Origin of the sequence: Fulvivirga ulvae, assembly GCF_021389975.1 — a bacterium.
GTDB classification, from domain to species: domain Bacteria; phylum Bacteroidota; class Bacteroidia; order Cytophagales; family Cyclobacteriaceae; genus Fulvivirga; species Fulvivirga ulvae.
In genome coordinates, this window is record NZ_CP089981.1 from 4,603,125 (window position 1) to 4,617,552 (window position 14,428).

Sequence of the window (14,428 nt, forward strand, 5' to 3'; positions counted from 1 at the left end):
AAATCCTTAGTTTTAGACTTACAATCAAAAAATGGAATGATAGATACTTCAAAACAGAGAACAAGAGAATCGAGAGCCGCTATTGAGCGCTTGTATATAACCATGAGGCACCTGCTTATAAGAGGGAGTTATAAGCCAATGGGCGTTTCAGGAAGGTCATTGATAGAAGCTCTGCTTACCCTCAGGCCTGAGATATATGGAACTGTAGCCGATCCGGGTAAGGTAGAGCTTGACGGTCTGCTGTATGTTATCGAAAGGTTGCCTAATGGCATAGAAGAATGCCGGTTCGTCAAGCTGGTGGCAAGAGAAGGCTTTGAGGAGGCCGGGCACCCTGTGATGATCCCGATCAAGCGAAGAAGAAACTGTTTCAGGATCGATGAAAACAGAATGTATATTGAAATGACACGGGGGCGAAGTGACATTTACGATATTCTGACTCACCTTACCTTTTTATTTATTGAGGGTGAAAAGATCAAAAACCACAGTCTTGATCAAAAAGGACAAATCATAGATGACTGGTACCGCCTGGAAGAAATAGTAAAGCTGGAAGAGCAGAATGAGCCTTTTGATGAAAAAAAGGCCGCGGTGTATCTCAGCAACTTTTTAGGTAGAACAATTAAGGAAACCTATGCTGCTATAGATAAATTCAAGAAAGGGAAAAATAAAAACAGCCTTTACCATATCGTGTACTGGCTGGGACGCACGGCCATCGAAGAAGCTATGGAAGGCAAGGATAAAGAAATCACCTTCTCATCTAAGCTAAGGGAAATTATCGGCCACCATATTTACGGTGAAAAATGGGCCAGAAAGATCAAATCATACATACATAACAAGCAACTGGCAGAAAGGCCAATACATATCATCAGCGCCAATATGCATAGCTTTCTCAATGCTATTTATGGTTTCAGGGCTTTGAAAGATGAGGGGTTCAGCACCCTGGAGGAGCTGGCTACGCAAACCAGCAAAGAGCAAAACGGGGAAATGCGTGAGAAGATCAGGCAGTATGCCCTGGAGAATGGCCTGCATGAAATAGAAGACCAGTCGGGGACCAACCTGTCGGTACAGATATTTAACCTGGATAAGTTTGACTTTAACCATCTGCCGGAAAATATCAGACCGAATGGAGCAATGGGGGAGGCCCCCGTACTTGTAGTTATGGACTATGCTTTTGGGGAGCAGGCTTTTGAATGTATGGACGAGCTTCTGAAGCCTTATGAAGAAGGTAATGATATTTATGACATGAATATCCAGTCTGTTTCTATTATGGGAAAAGCAGGTATACTGACCGGAAACAAGAGCGATATCATGATCCCCACGGCACACGTGTTTGAAGGTACTGCCGATAATTACCCCATTGAAAACGACTTTGACCTGAGCGAATTCAAAGGTAAGATGGCTACTTATGAAGGGACCATGATCACCGTTTTAGGTACATCCCTGCAAAACCGTGATGTACTCAACCACTTCCTGACGTCAACCTGGAATGCCGTTGGACTGGAGATGGAAGGAGCGCATTACCAAAAAGCCATACAATCTGCCGCCATGATCAGAAAGAGCGTGAGTGAAAAGGTAAAAGTACGCTATGCCTACTACGCATCGGATAACCCTTTAATGACAGGAAGTACTTTGGCTTCAGGAAGTCTGGGTATAGAAGGAGTGAAGCCTACGTATCTGATCACCTCTGCAATTCTGAAAAGGATTTTGAATAGTCATTCCGGCTATGAAAAAAGATGATTAAAGGAGATGAAAGCAGTTCATCCTGGATGAGATAATATAGAGAACCCTCGTGTCGTTGAAATATGAGCAGTTAAAAAAACTGCAAGCGGGCAATGAAAATATCCTCTGCATGCATAATTTTTTAACTCAAAAATAACTTTAGAATAATAAATTTGTTTAAATTGATGTTCTGAAATCGTTTGAAACTAATAAACTAAAAAATCTTTATGAAAAAATTCAACCTTACAACTTTAATGAAGCGTCTTACGGCGTTAGCTATGGTTGCCGTGATGTTTGTGCTTACCGGATGTGGTGATGACGATGATGGTGGAGAACCTGCGCCAACATTGAACTTATACGAAACCATGTCTGCAGAAAGTGACCTTACTCAGATAAAATCTTATATAGACGCTGATGCCGATCTGAAAGCCATGCTGGAAGGAAATACAGAATATACTTTCTTCGCTCCAAATGATGCAGCATTTGCAAAACTGGAAACTTTGTTAGGCACTGGTTTAGAAACAGTAGCTCCGCAAATAGTATCTCAGGTATTAATGTTCCATTTTGCTCAAGGCGCAAAAACTCAGGCTGAGCTTACCGGTTCATCTGTGGTTACTGAGCAGGGAGAGAGCGTTGTGGCGGATGCAAACGGGAATATCACCACTGGTGGTTCTGATGAAGAAGTACTTTTCACTGAGGCAAATATCAGAGCAACCAACGGTATCATGCATAAAGTAGAGACTATTCTTATACCACCTACAATTTATGCCTCAATTGGTGTAAACCTTGGTAAATTATCTCAGGCTGTTTTATTAAGCGCTAACTTCACTACTTTAGCTTCTGCTGTTGCTAAAGCTGATACTTACGCTGCTGATAACTCACTGCCAACAATTACTTCATACCTGACAGGAGATACTGAGTACACTTTATTTGCTCCTACCAATGAGACTTTTGCAGCTATTAATTCAGACCCTGCTGTTGTATTAGCAGCATACACTGCTCAGCAGTGGTATGGCATCCTTAGCAATCACTTTGTTGCTGATGATGGAAATGCAGGTGATGACAATGTAACTGTTGATGAAGACGAACTTACAACAGGAGCAACATTTACTACTAAAGTAGGTGCGACATTACAAATATTTAATAATACTTCTATTATACCAGCTGATAATGGTGTAGGAATTTACATTGATAGCAATGGAGATGTTGATTTGGGAGATAGTGGAACCTTCTCAAACTTCGACGCTGAGGTAGCTCTTCTTGATGCTTTTGAAGGCGCTAATGGTAAACTTCATGTTATTGCCGGAGTTTTAGCTCCTCCTATGTAATACCAGATATTATTTGATCCATATAAAGGCCGTCTTGAAACTTGTTTTCAAGGCGGCTTTTTTTTGAACATTTGCTTCGATGGGATTTTCCTTAAATACCATACTCTATAAGTTCACCTCCAGCCCTAAAAGGGCTGTCTATCAGCAAAAGGTGGAGCCTTTTGTATGGCATGTATCTGGTCAAAAGGCCTGAAAGGCTGGAATTATTACTGCTTTGAAGATATAATCTATTTCCGGTGCTATAGAGCAACTCCCACCCGGTGGTTTGTCCTCCGACAGCCACCTTTCGGTGAGATATTTCAGTTTGAGCCACTACCTGCTGCCAATGCTTCTCATAAGCCAGGCTTTACCAAACTTTCAAAAGTTTAGTAAAGCCGCAATTTAGTTCTGTTCATTATAATTCTAAACCAATTCTAAACCAATGATAAAGATTGTGCATAGAAGGGGTAGGAGAGGGATTTTAGACGGGAACCGCAATAAATCAAGCACTTGGATATTTTGTGAGGTGTTTAGGGAAAACTTTCCACTTTGATATAAATAAAGAAGGTGCCCTTTTGAGGCACCTTCCAAACATTTCTTTGCTGTTTAGTTTAGTTCATTAACTCATCAAAAGTAACTGAGATGTAGTAAATACCACCTATGTTTGGTCCACCCAAACTTTGGATGTAATAGTCATTCAGTACGTTTGACCCACCTAACTTAACAATAGACTTTAGATCTTTAAGTTTGTAGCTTACCTGTGCATCGAGAGTGCTGTAAGACGGTACAGGTCCCTGAGCAAAAGAAGACTCCCACTCAAACGCTTCCTGCCATCTGTAAGTAATGTTAAAACCAAGCTTATCTGTTAGCTTACGGTTGGCAAAACTAATGTTAAATTTATGCTCAGGAGTGTTAAACTCAGACAGACCATTGTCGATTTCATCATTCAATTTGCTCCAGGTATAGTTACCATTTAAGGTAAAGTTGCTAGGTAAATTATATGTTAAGCCTAATGCAGCACCCTGAGAGCTAACTTCCTGGTCAAAATTAGTGTAGATCTGGAAAGTGTTGGCTGACGTTCCGTTTAGCAAAGAAGCTCCTGCGGCCGGATTAGTCGCAACATCTGCACTCGCTTTTCTCACTTGTATCTGAGTGATGAAGTCGTTGTAAATGTTGTAGTAATACGCAAGGTCAATCATCAGCTTGTTTGCAATCAAACTCTTATAACCAATCTCAAAAGATTTTACCTGTTCTGGTTTTACAGGGTCAAACTCTGTAAAAGGGACAAGCAGAGCTATGTTCGCTTCATCAGTAGGGCTGGTACCGGTTGCAAATATCCTCGAAGTATAAGCAGTAACCGACTCTCTTGTATATGCATTTTCAGTGATGTTATACTTTTCCGCTGATTCAGGCAAACCTCCCAAAAGTCTGGCTGTTAAGATATCCAGGTCTATGTATTGTCCTTGTGTAGTAGGAATTCTGAAACCGGTCTGGAATGAGGCACGAATGTTATGGTTTTCAGCAATGGTTAATACACCGGAAATTCTTGGGTTAAACTGTCCGTCAAAGTTTTCATTTTTATCATATCTTAATGATCCTGTTAACTTCAAATTGTCAATTACCCTTTTGCTTGCCTGTACGTAAGCTCCATATTCTTTGATGGTCAGGCCGCCCTCGTCGTCGAAAATTGTTCCGTTTGAATTGAGTGAAAACATGCGATAACTTCCACCGGCCTGTAATTCCATAAAATCAATTTCATTTTTGAAATCATACTGACCTTCTATATGGTACAGGTTAGAAGCATCGTCAAACTTGGGGCCGAACGGTACAACGCCGTTAATCTGGCCTTCTTTGATTTCAGTAAACCTTTCTGAATTCTCATCCAATGGATATAATTGATTGAGCATAATATCTCTTGCATATTCATGCGCGGCTATTTGCTGCTGAAGCGTTACACTGTTCGGATCATCCTCTTTACGGTAACCTTGGTTGTAAAGATACTCTAAATAGTACAGAGGGTATTGAGTCAGGTAGTTGGAAACGTCACCTCCAAAGCGTACGTCATTGATTTTTTTACCCAGGAATTCGGCAATGTAAGAGTCACCTGATTTTTCCCTTGTGGTATATGCTCTTACAAAGAAGTTGTCACTTCTTAACTGTAATCGATGCTGCTGAATTTCGAAATTGGCCAGTGAATAACGTTGAGCCCCTGTGTACACACTGGTACCAAATCCACCATTGTACAGGTAACTCAGTTCAAGTTTATCGGTTAGCCTGTAGAATAAACCCACGTTTCCTTTAATATTTTCTGCTCCATAGTCTACAACATTCTCTTCTCTGTAGCTTGGTGCAGAAACTACATGGTTTGGAAGGAAACCACTTTGAGCCATTAACCACGCGGTCTGACCGGAAGAATAGAAACCAGCTCCGGAAGACGCGAGAGTTTGCCATCCTACGTTACCAGGTGTAGTTGCACTGAATCTCAGGATGTTCATGTTTAGTGATGCTTCGTCTCCCATGTAATGCAAGCGATCCGGTCCCGGGTTGAAAGGGAAGCCTTCAGGGGTCAGGTTAGCATTTCTGTCAAATGTACTTGTTCCATGCCAGTCATCTGCACGGGAATAGGCGAAGTTAACCTTGAAAGCAAACTTGTTATTGTAAGCTTTGGCATATCTTACTGCAACATTATACATTGGCGAGGCATCCTGATCTGCTTCTGATCCCACATGGTTTACACCTATTTTAGCCATTGCACTTGCTCCCTGGTACTCAAACGGACTTTTACTATTTACCAGTAATATACCGTTAAAAGCGTTTGGTCCGTAAAGAGCAGAGGCAGCTCCGGGGATTAGCTCAACGCTTTCCACATCAAGCTCAGAGGGGCCATTGAGGTTACCGATAGGGAAGTTCAGGGCGGGAGCCTGGGTATCCATACCATCAGTGAGCTGCACGAAACGGGTATTACCGGTAGAGGCAAAACCACGGGCATTTATAATTTGGAAGTTAATACTACTGGAAGCCACATCAACACCTTTAAGGTTGGCTATTCCTTTGTAATAATCATCGGATGCTGTGTTTTGAACCGCAAGGATATCCATTTTTTCGATGGATACCGGGGATTCAAGTATGCTTTCTTCAACCCTTGAAGCTGAAATTACCACTTCCTGGCCAAGCATGGTTTGTTCTGCCAACGATACTTCAAGCCCTGAGGTGCTGGCATTGGTAATTTGGATCTCCTTGGATTCAAAGCCAATAAATGAAAATACCAATATTAACGGGGGAGTGTCATTAACCTGTAGATTAAATTCTCCATTTGCATTGGTTATGGTACCAATTACTTTTCCTTTCACAATAATGTTGACACCGGCCAGAGGCTCTCCCGTTCCTTCCTCCACCACTTTGCCTGAGATGGCGGTTTGAGCGTTTGCTTGTATGCTCAAACTAAAAAACAGCAGGAAGGAAACCACTAGAGTTTTAGTAAAAAATTTCTTCATAGTTTCGAGGTTAATAACAGAATAATTACTTTGGTTTACTTTAAATAGCAATAAATTTGTTTAAAATATGCTCAATGTACGAGATTTTATTTTAAATAGTAAGCATGCATACCTTTTTTTCGGAATCGGTTGCAGAAAGCCTATGAGCGGTTTATTACTGACCTTCAGCTTCTTTTCTTAAATATTCGGCCAGTTTTTCGCACAGATCATTCATTTGATTTGACATAAACTCATCTCCCGTGCTATTGAGTATGGTTTGTGCCATACCACCAAGACAATCTACATAAAACCTTTTCATCTGGTCAACCGGCATTTCTTTAGTCCACAGGTCAATACGCATGGTATTCATTTGCTCATGGTCCCAAAGCGAAACAGTGATGGATTTCGTTTCAGAAAGATTTCCATCTGGCTTTTCCGTTGCATTCCAGGTTATTTTTTCCGGAATATTGTCGTTATCTAACTCTACAGTAAAATTTATTTCTGATTTTTTCATTGTTATTGTTTCTTGCTTATTCAATTTACTATTTACCATTCACTCTTCTCTGCAACTCTTCTCTGCTTACTGTTAGCCGATTGCCGAATGCCTAGATTTTCATTTCCGGGATATCGCCTTCTACCACTAATTTACCAGCCGTAGCTTCTTTGATTTCATCGACAGATACGCCTGGAGCTCTTTCCAGAAGTTTGAAGCCCCCCTGTGGCATAACTTCCAGTACAGCAAGATCCGTTACGATCTTTTTTACACAATTAATCCCGGTAATTGGCAATGAACACTCTTTCAATAGCTTTGATTCGCCAGAGCGGCTTTTGTGTTGCATAGCTACAATAATGTTCTCCGCAGACGCCACGAGGTCCATCGCGCCTCCCATGCCCTTGACCATTTTGCCAGGTATTTTCCAGTTGGCAATGTCGCCATTTTCAGATACTTCCATAGCGCCAAGTATCGTCAGGTGGACATGGCCACCACGGATCATGGCAAAGCTTTCTGATGAATTGAACAACGATGAACCCGGTAACATCGTAACGGTTTGTTTGCCGGCATTGATCAGGTCGGCATCTACCTGCTCTTCGTGAGGAAACCTGCCTATACCAAGTAGTCCGTTTTCCGATTGGAGTACCACCTCAATATCATCGGGGATGTAGTTGGCTACCAATGTAGGTATACCTATACCAAGGTTTATATATGATCCGTCTTTAACTTCCTGTGCTATTCTTTTTGCTATTCCTATTTTATCTAGTGCCATGGTTTTAGGGGTTAGTTTCTGGGAGTTACAGTTCTTTGTTCAATTCGCTTTTCATAGTCTTTACCTTCAAAGATCCTTTGAACATAAATACCTGGCGTATGGATCTCATTCGGATCCAGCTTACCTGCGGGTACCAGCTCTTCCACTTCTGCAATAGTTATTTTCCCTGCAGCTGCCATCATAGGGTTAAAGTTTCGGGCAGTACCTTTGTATACGAGGTTGCCGGCAGTATCACCCTTCCATGCTTTTACCAAAGCGAAATCTGCCTGTAACCATTCTTCCATCAGGTATTTTTTGCCATGAAACTCCCTTACCTCTTTGCCTTCGGCTACCTCTGTGCCATATCCTGCCGGGGTGAAAAATGCAGGGATACCCGCTCCGCCTGCTCTTATGCGCTCCGCCAGGGTACCTTGCGGCAGGAGATCGACTTCCAGCTCTCCGGCAAGCAGTTGCCTTTCGAATTCGGCGTTTTCACCTACATAGGAAGATATCATTTTTTTTACCTGACGGGTCTTTAACATCAGGCCAATCCCGAAGTCATCAACACCGGCATTATTGGAAATACAGGTCAGGCCCTTTACACCTGTTTTTAATAATGCACTAATACAATTTTCGGGGATACCGCATAAGCCAAAGCCTCCCAGCATCAGCACAGCGTTATCCTTAATGTCTTTTACGGCTTCATCAGCGCCGCTTATAACCTTATTAATCATAACCTGGGGTTTTAATTATGAACTAAAATTTACTCATTTAATATTTTAATTGCCAAAGATTTGTCTGACGCCAATTGCTTTTTGAGTTCTTCAACGTCATTGAATTTGATCTCGTCCCGTATGCGTTTGATGAAATCAATACTTATGGTCTCGCCGTAAATATCTTCATTAAAATTGAAAATGTGGGCTTCAATCGTTTTCGTTTTACCATTAACGGTTGGCCGGAAGCCTATATTCAACATTCCCTGAAGTACCTGACTTCTATGATGCACCTTTACGGCATATGAGCCGTCGGCGGGGATGAGTTTGTGCTGTGAGTCTACTTCAATATTAGCTGTTGGGAAGCCTAGAATTCTCCCTATTTTTTCGCCCTTTACTACACGGCCGCTAATGCTATATGGCCTGCCGAGGAGCTCAGTGCTTGTGGTTACATCACCTTCCTGTAGGGCTGTTCTTATTTTAGTAGAACTTACACCCACATGATCAATATCCTGTCTTGAAATCTCCTCGACATCGAAACCATAAACAGAGGAGTTTTCCTTGAGGTGTTCAAAGCTTCCTTCACGGTTTTTTCCAAAGCGATGATCATAGCCAATTACAAGTTTTTTGGTTCCTATAGTGTTTACTAAGATTTTTCTTATAAATTCCTCTGAAGTCAGCTTTGAAAATTCTTTGGTAAATGGTATTCTAAGCAAGTGGTTAATGCCCTGCTCCCTGAGGAGGTCCGCTTTTTCTTCAAAAGTATTAAGGAGCTTCAGGTCTGTTTGTTCAGGGAATAACACCAGCCGGGGGTGAGGCCAAAAGGTAATAAGTACTGTTTCTCCGTTATTTTTTCTGGCAATTTCTTTTAGCCTGCTAAGGATTTTCTGATGACCAACATGTACGCCGTCAAAAGTACCGCTGGTTACCACTGCGTAATCCAGACGTTTAAAATCCTCTATGCCATGATAGATGTTCATGTTTTGGTTGTAAGCTCTTCAATGGTCTTTGCTTCTTCCACAGTATAGTTTCCGATCCTCGTTCTTCTAAGTTCGGACAGATAAGCGCCAACGCCAAGAGCTTCTCCAAAATCCCTGGCCAGGCTTCTTATATAGGTGCCTTTAGAACAGACTACTTTAAAGGACACCTCAGGAAAGCTGATATCAGTAATCTCAAAAAGAGATATTTCAACATCGCGGGATTTGAGTTTTACTTCTTCACCCTTTCTGGCACTCTCATAGGCCCTTTTGCCTTTTACCTTTATTGCTGAAAAAGCAGGAGGGGTCTGACTGATAACGCCAGTGAACTGAGCCGTTAGTTTATAAACCATTTCATCGGTCAGGTGGCTGATATCAGTTTCGCTATCAATCTCAGTTTCCAGGTCAAAGGAAGGTGTGGTTTTACCTACAATCATTTTGCCTGTATACTCTTTTTCCTGCGCCTGATATGTATCTATCTGTTTGGTCATTTTGCCTGTGCATAGGATCAACAGGCCTGTGGCCAAAGGATCAAGTGTACCGGCATGGCCTATTTTTTTGATCTTTAATGCGTAGCGCAGTTTGTTCACTACATCAAACGATGTCCACTCCAGGGGTTTGTCAACTAAAATTACGCTTCCTTCTGGCTGTTGTGATGTCATTTAGAAAAGTTGTGCTATTAGAACGGCCGATGCAATAATAAAACAATATATGGCGAAATAGATTAATTTTCCTCTTCTTACAATGGCTATCATCCACTGGCACGCCAGTAAGCCTGCAATAAAAGCTGAAATAAAGCCGGCCGCCAAGGTCAGTCCGGAAATGTTTCCTGTTGCCAGTTCCGGAGCTTCGGCAAATTCGAGTGTTTTTAATAAAGCAGCTCCAAGAATAGGAGGGAGCACCATAAGGAAAGAAAACCTCGTGGCCTTATTTTTTTCTACCCCCAGGTAAAGGGCGGTTGCAATAGTAGCTCCTGATCTGGAAATTCCGGGGAGGATAGCAATAGTTTGGGCAATTCCTATAATAAGTGCTTTTACAAACGTCACTTTATTATCCTTGTCTTTGGTATAGTAGGTAATAGTCAATAGAGTACCTGTTATCAGCAGCATACACGCTACAAAAACAATGTTTCCGCCAAACAAGGCTTCAATTTTGTCTTCAAACAATACACCTACTATTCCTACGGGGATCATGCTCAGTACAATTTTGGCGGCAAACTGTGTTGATTCATTCCATTGGAATTTGAAAAGATCCCTGATGATCTCCCAAATGGTTTGTCTGAACACTACAATGGTACTCAGTGCAGTGGCTGCATGTACAATAATGGAGAACAGAAGATTATCACTACTTTGAACACCAAGGAAGTAGGAGCCAATTTCGATATGCCCGCTACTGCTAACAGGTAGAAACTCTGTTAATCCCTGGATGATACCAAGGATTATTGCCTCAAAAAGACTCATTTATTTTTCTTTAGGATGGTGGAGAAGGGCAAATATCTCAATAATAAATCCAATGAAAACAATGAGGGGCCCCAAGGTAAGGCCAAGAAAGCCAAACCCGAAAGGATTGGAGTCAAGGCTCATAATAACAAAACCAAGTACCAATACTGCCAGACCGGCAAGCATCAACATGTAATTCTTTCTCCCAAAGGGCATATTGTTATTTTTGTTCATAGGTCTAATATAATTCGTCTAACGACAATTTCAGATATTTATTAATGGCCCTGAATGTGCTGCTAAAGCCTATTAGCACTCCCACAACCAATAACGCCGCAAATAAAACCAATATTTTGTCAGTCTCCTGAAGTGTTTCCAGATCCTGGATTTTTCTATTGGCAAAATTCATTAATGCGTATAATCCTGCTGATGCCAGTACACCTGCCAGGGCTCCATGCATAGATGCTCTGTATAAGAATGGCTTCTGAATAAATGATGCTTTTGCGCCAACGAGCTGCATACTTCTGATCAGGAATCTTTGAGAGAAGAGGGCCAGTTTAATCGTGTTATTGATAAGTATAACTACAGCTATTAAAAGTATAGCTGCAAAACCAAGCAGGAAAACGCTTATCTTAGTCATATTATCATTGATAGAATCCACCAGGCTTTCTACATAAACAACTTCAAAAACACCGTTAATTTTTTCAATCTCTTCCTTGATGGTCTTTAACTTTTCGCTATCGTGAAACTCAGGAGCAATTCGCAGAATATATGCATCCCTAAGCGGGTTTTCACCTAAAAAATTGGTAAAGTCTTCACCGGTCTCTTCAATAAATTCTTTGGCCGCCTCTTCTTTGGAAACATAGCTGATCTGAACTTCATCATTTTTTTCTGCAGCGTAATCTTTTGAAGACAGTGTTTTTTGGATCTGTATCCTTTGGTTGTCCGTTATGCCTTTGTCAAGGTACACCTGGATTTCAATATTTTCCCGAATTAGCTGGGTGAGTTTGGTGGTATGCAAAAGGAGTAAACCAAAGAGTCCTATTACAAAAAGTGCCAGCGTAATGCTGAAAATTACACTTACATAAGGATAGCTTCCGAGTTTCTTCTTTTTTCTTACAGATTCTTTTTCCACGAGGTTTTGAGTTCAGCCAAATTTAGCAATTGTTAGCTAAGTTTTAAACCTTAAGGATGAAAATAAAGTCGAAAGTGCCGGGCTTCCGGCTTATCGCGGCAGAGAAGGCGCAGGGGAACGGTGAGCGACTTTGTGGGCTGCTGACTAAGGGGTGAAGCTGAATTTCCGGGGAGGCATTAATATTTTAAATTCTTTGTTCGATGTAGACTTGTTAATAACAAGCAGCAAAGCAGGGACAAATCAGTATACGGCGATAGGACAGGGCTACTGATTTCAGGAAACCTAAACGCAAAGCCGTAAAAATGAAAAGCCCCTGGTTTGAAAGGCGGTACCAAAACAGGGGCTTTAACACAAAAGTTATCAACTAACCTTTAACCTTCTTCTCTTGCCTTCTCCAGCTTTTCAATAAGCGTAGATTCTTTGACAGGCTCCAGAGGCACTATTTTAAATTGATTAGTTCTTAAGGGATAAAACTTATCCTTATAGTAAAGGAATAATGTTTTACCGGCTTTACTATTAATCTCCAATATCTCATAAAGACCTTTGTCAAAAGAACCATACAGGTAAAGTTTGCCACTTTTGAACTGGTAATGGAACGAAAAGTTTTTGTGAGTATTGTCTATCTCTACATCTAAAGTTGAATGATCTTCATCCGGTTTTGTGATGAGGTTCCCACCCGGCGCTTCAAGGCTGTCGTTTAGGTCATCCTGAGTGTCAAATGTTGGAACAGGGTCCGGTTTGTTGATTTCAGGTTTAGCAATAGTAGGACTTTTCTTGTCAGTCTCCGCTTCACCTTCAATTACTTTTTCGGTGGCGTGCTGTGTTGGCTTTTTATGCTCCTCTTTATTTTTTGCGACAAGAGGTTCTTCCTCTTCTATTGCTGGTTTGATCTCTTCGGGCTGGTTATCCTCAGCAGGAGTGGTGGTCACATCTGTTTTAGGTGTGGTCTCAACAGGGGCTTCTTCCGCAGGCCAGAAATAGTATATACCCAGAACTGCCATTCCAACAACAGCAGCGGTAGATAAGATTTTGCCCATAGTGAAGGTGCCACTGGTTCCGCCTCCAACAGGAACCTTATCCAGCATTGCCTTAAGTTCGGCAGCACGTTCTGTTTTAATAGCGTCCACAATGTCTTTTTGGAACTCAAACTCTTTAGTAAGTTCGGGTTCTTGCTGAAGACGCTTTTCAAATGCCTGCATTTCTGCTTCAGTCAATTCGTTGCCGAAGTAAGCATCAATTAATTCTAAATTGCTCATACTCATTTAGTCAAGAAAGTCGCTCTCTGAGTACAGAGATTTGACTAAGTCATCAAGTTTCTTTTTACACTTATATTTCTTTGTTTTGGCGGTATTAGTGTTTGCAAAGCCTAGCTTATCTGCTATATCCTGCATCGATAACCCGTCAAAATAATAGTACATCAACACTTTTTTACATGTATCACCTAAATCACTGATACATTTATGTATAATCTTTGCGCGCTCCTTTGAATCAATGTCAGTGTATTCAACACCGTCTTTTTCTTCATTGGTCAGGCGCTTTTTCCTGTCCAGTTCTTTTCTCCACAGGTTCTGACAGATACTGTAGAGATAAGTACTGATCTTGGAGGTTAGGACCAGGTTGCCACTGGTGGCCTTTTGCCAAAACACAACTAAAGCGTCCTGATAAATATCTTTTGCCTCCTGCTCTGTTCCGCTATTGGAGATCACCAACTTGGTCATCATCCGATAGTATTTTTTATATAGATATTCTAAACTCTTTTCGTCGCCCCGGCATATTTTTTCAAAAATTTCCTTGTCCTTCATTTGAGCTCTGCTGTTTTATACAAGTAATATATTGTAGGTAACCCTCACCGCCAGATGGATATAAAAAATATCCGTTGAAACGACGAATGGCTGGATAATTTACGAAAAAAAGTGCTTTACTCAGTTCTAATCCATGTTTGGGTGCGGTACAAAAAACCCCAATATCCACGAACTTTTAATTTATTATTGTCCAGCCATAATTTGCATTTATATATTCTTCCTTCATCAGGTTTTAATACAGTGCCTTCAATATATTCTTCTCCATCCTTTTTTAGATCTTTGATGATCTCCATACCAATTATTTTTTCCTTGTATCTGGAGTCATCTTCCGGGCAATCTTCGCATATTGGATCAGGATCCTCTCCGGGAGCTCTGAAGAGCTTAACAATCTTACCGTAATACTTTCCCTCTTTTTCGTAAATTTTAACAACAGACTTGGCCTCACCGGTCTCATCGTCAATGGTTTTCCATTTTCCTGTTATGCTATTGGTGCCTTGTGCCATTGCATATGAGGGCAATAAGAGGCAGATCCATATATATAATTTCATAAGTATATTTTAGTTCAAAATAGATAGTTGTATAAATCAAATATATTCATTTGAATGAAAACAAAAAAAAGCTCCGT

The 14,428-nt window shown here is 41.1% G+C and carries 14 protein-coding genes; 2 read left to right on the top strand and 12 right to left on the bottom strand.

Annotated features, from left to right (window positions below):
* Window positions 1-36 precede the first annotated feature (36 nt).
* Together LVD17_RS19580 and LVD17_RS19585 are read left to right on the top strand one after the other, a co-directional pair.
* Window positions 37-1,734, top strand: a complete 1,698-nt coding sequence (locus LVD17_RS19580) for a DUF6909 family protein (RefSeq protein WP_233760703.1) — start codon at window positions 37-39, stop codon at window positions 1,732-1,734.
* Between the two features lie 209 nt (window positions 1,735-1,943).
* Entirely contained in the window at window positions 1,944-3,044 is a 1,101-nt protein-coding gene (locus tag LVD17_RS19585; protein ID WP_233760704.1) for a fasciclin domain-containing protein, read from the top strand.
* A gap of 590 nt (window positions 3,045-3,634) precedes the next feature.
* Here the strand turns inward: LVD17_RS19585 and LVD17_RS19590 are convergent.
* The 12 genes from LVD17_RS19590 to LVD17_RS19645 form a co-directional block, all read right to left on the bottom strand.
* A complete protein-coding gene (locus LVD17_RS19590; protein ID WP_233760705.1) occupies window positions 3,635-6,517 on the bottom strand; it encodes a TonB-dependent receptor in 2,883 nt (960 codons plus the stop codon).
* 154 nt (window positions 6,518-6,671) lie between these two features.
* On the bottom strand, window positions 6,672-7,010 hold the full coding sequence (gene gldC, locus LVD17_RS19595) for a gliding motility protein GldC (protein ID WP_233760706.1): 339 nt from the start codon (window positions 7,008-7,010) through the stop codon (window positions 6,672-6,674).
* A gap of 91 nt (window positions 7,011-7,101) precedes the next feature.
* The gene (locus LVD17_RS19600; protein WP_233760707.1) at window positions 7,102-7,761 is read right to left on the bottom strand and encodes a 3-oxoacid CoA-transferase subunit B; all 660 of its coding nucleotides are present in this window, start codon (window positions 7,759-7,761) and stop codon (window positions 7,102-7,104) included.
* An 11-nt stretch (window positions 7,762-7,772) separates the two neighbouring features.
* Window positions 7,773-8,474, bottom strand: coding sequence for a CoA transferase subunit A (locus LVD17_RS19605; protein WP_233760708.1), 702 nt, complete (start codon window positions 8,472-8,474; stop codon window positions 7,773-7,775).
* A gap of 29 nt (window positions 8,475-8,503) precedes the next feature.
* On the bottom strand, window positions 8,504-9,433 hold the full coding sequence (locus tag LVD17_RS19610; protein ID WP_233760709.1) for a bifunctional riboflavin kinase/FAD synthetase: 930 nt from the start codon (window positions 9,431-9,433) through the stop codon (window positions 8,504-8,506).
* The gene (gene truB, locus LVD17_RS19615; RefSeq protein ID WP_233760710.1) at window positions 9,430-10,092 is read right to left on the bottom strand and encodes a tRNA pseudouridine(55) synthase TruB; all 663 of its coding nucleotides are present in this window, start codon (window positions 10,090-10,092) and stop codon (window positions 9,430-9,432) included. The genes LVD17_RS19610 and truB overlap by 4 nt, the downstream gene beginning before the upstream one ends.
* A complete protein-coding gene (locus LVD17_RS19620) occupies window positions 10,093-10,890 on the bottom strand; it encodes an undecaprenyl-diphosphate phosphatase (protein WP_233760711.1) in 798 nt (265 codons plus the stop codon).
* Entirely contained in the window at window positions 10,891-11,103 is a 213-nt protein-coding gene (locus tag LVD17_RS19625) for a DUF3098 domain-containing protein (protein ID WP_233760712.1), read from the bottom strand.
* A 4-nt stretch (window positions 11,104-11,107) separates the two neighbouring features.
* Window positions 11,108-12,001, bottom strand: a complete 894-nt coding sequence (locus LVD17_RS19630; protein WP_233760713.1) for a cell division protein FtsX — start codon at window positions 11,999-12,001, stop codon at window positions 11,108-11,110.
* A gap of 371 nt (window positions 12,002-12,372) precedes the next feature.
* The gene (locus LVD17_RS19635) at window positions 12,373-13,257 is read right to left on the bottom strand and encodes an anti-sigma factor family protein (protein WP_233760714.1); all 885 of its coding nucleotides are present in this window, start codon (window positions 13,255-13,257) and stop codon (window positions 12,373-12,375) included.
* 6 nt (window positions 13,258-13,263) lie between these two features.
* Window positions 13,264-13,803 (bottom strand): RNA polymerase sigma factor, encoded by a 540-nt coding sequence (locus LVD17_RS19640; RefSeq protein WP_233760715.1) that lies wholly within the window; start codon window positions 13,801-13,803, stop codon window positions 13,264-13,266.
* Between the two features lie 116 nt (window positions 13,804-13,919).
* Window positions 13,920-14,351: a DUF2147 domain-containing protein gene (locus LVD17_RS19645; RefSeq protein ID WP_233760716.1), complete on the bottom strand. Its 432-nt coding sequence runs from the start codon at window positions 14,349-14,351 to the stop codon at window positions 13,920-13,922.
* Between the last annotated feature and the right edge of the window lie 77 nt (window positions 14,352-14,428).

Coding starts and splice junctions, on each gene's coding strand:
- LVD17_RS19605 (WP_233760708.1), bottom strand. CDS start 8,474: ATGATTAATAAGGTTATAAGCGGCGCTGATGAAGCCGTAAAAGACATT.
- LVD17_RS19640 (WP_233760715.1), bottom strand. CDS start 13,803: ATGAAGGACAAGGAAATTTTTGAAAAAATATGCCGGGGCGACGAAAAG.
- LVD17_RS19625 (WP_233760712.1), bottom strand. CDS start 11,103: ATGAACAAAAATAACAATATGCCCTTTGGGAGAAAGAATTACATGTTG.
- LVD17_RS19580 (WP_233760703.1), top strand. CDS start 37: ATGATAGATACTTCAAAACAGAGAACAAGAGAATCGAGAGCCGCTATT.
- LVD17_RS19635 (WP_233760714.1), bottom strand. CDS start 13,257: ATGAGCAATTTAGAATTAATTGATGCTTACTTCGGCAACGAATTGACT.
- LVD17_RS19585 (WP_233760704.1), top strand. CDS start 1,944: ATGAAAAAATTCAACCTTACAACTTTAATGAAGCGTCTTACGGCGTTA.
- LVD17_RS19610 (WP_233760709.1), bottom strand. CDS start 9,433: ATGAACATCTATCATGGCATAGAGGATTTTAAACGTCTGGATTACGCA.
- LVD17_RS19590 (WP_233760705.1), bottom strand. CDS start 6,517: ATGAAGAAATTTTTTACTAAAACTCTAGTGGTTTCCTTCCTGCTGTTT.
- LVD17_RS19645 (WP_233760716.1), bottom strand. CDS start 14,351: ATGAAATTATATATATGGATCTGCCTCTTATTGCCCTCATATGCAATG.
- gldC (WP_233760706.1), bottom strand. CDS start 7,010: ATGAAAAAATCAGAAATAAATTTTACTGTAGAGTTAGATAACGACAAT.
- truB (WP_233760710.1), bottom strand. CDS start 10,092: ATGACATCACAACAGCCAGAAGGAAGCGTAATTTTAGTTGACAAACCC.
- LVD17_RS19620 (WP_233760711.1), bottom strand. CDS start 10,890: ATGAGTCTTTTTGAGGCAATAATCCTTGGTATCATCCAGGGATTAACA.
- LVD17_RS19600 (WP_233760707.1), bottom strand. CDS start 7,761: ATGGCACTAGATAAAATAGGAATAGCAAAAAGAATAGCACAGGAAGTT.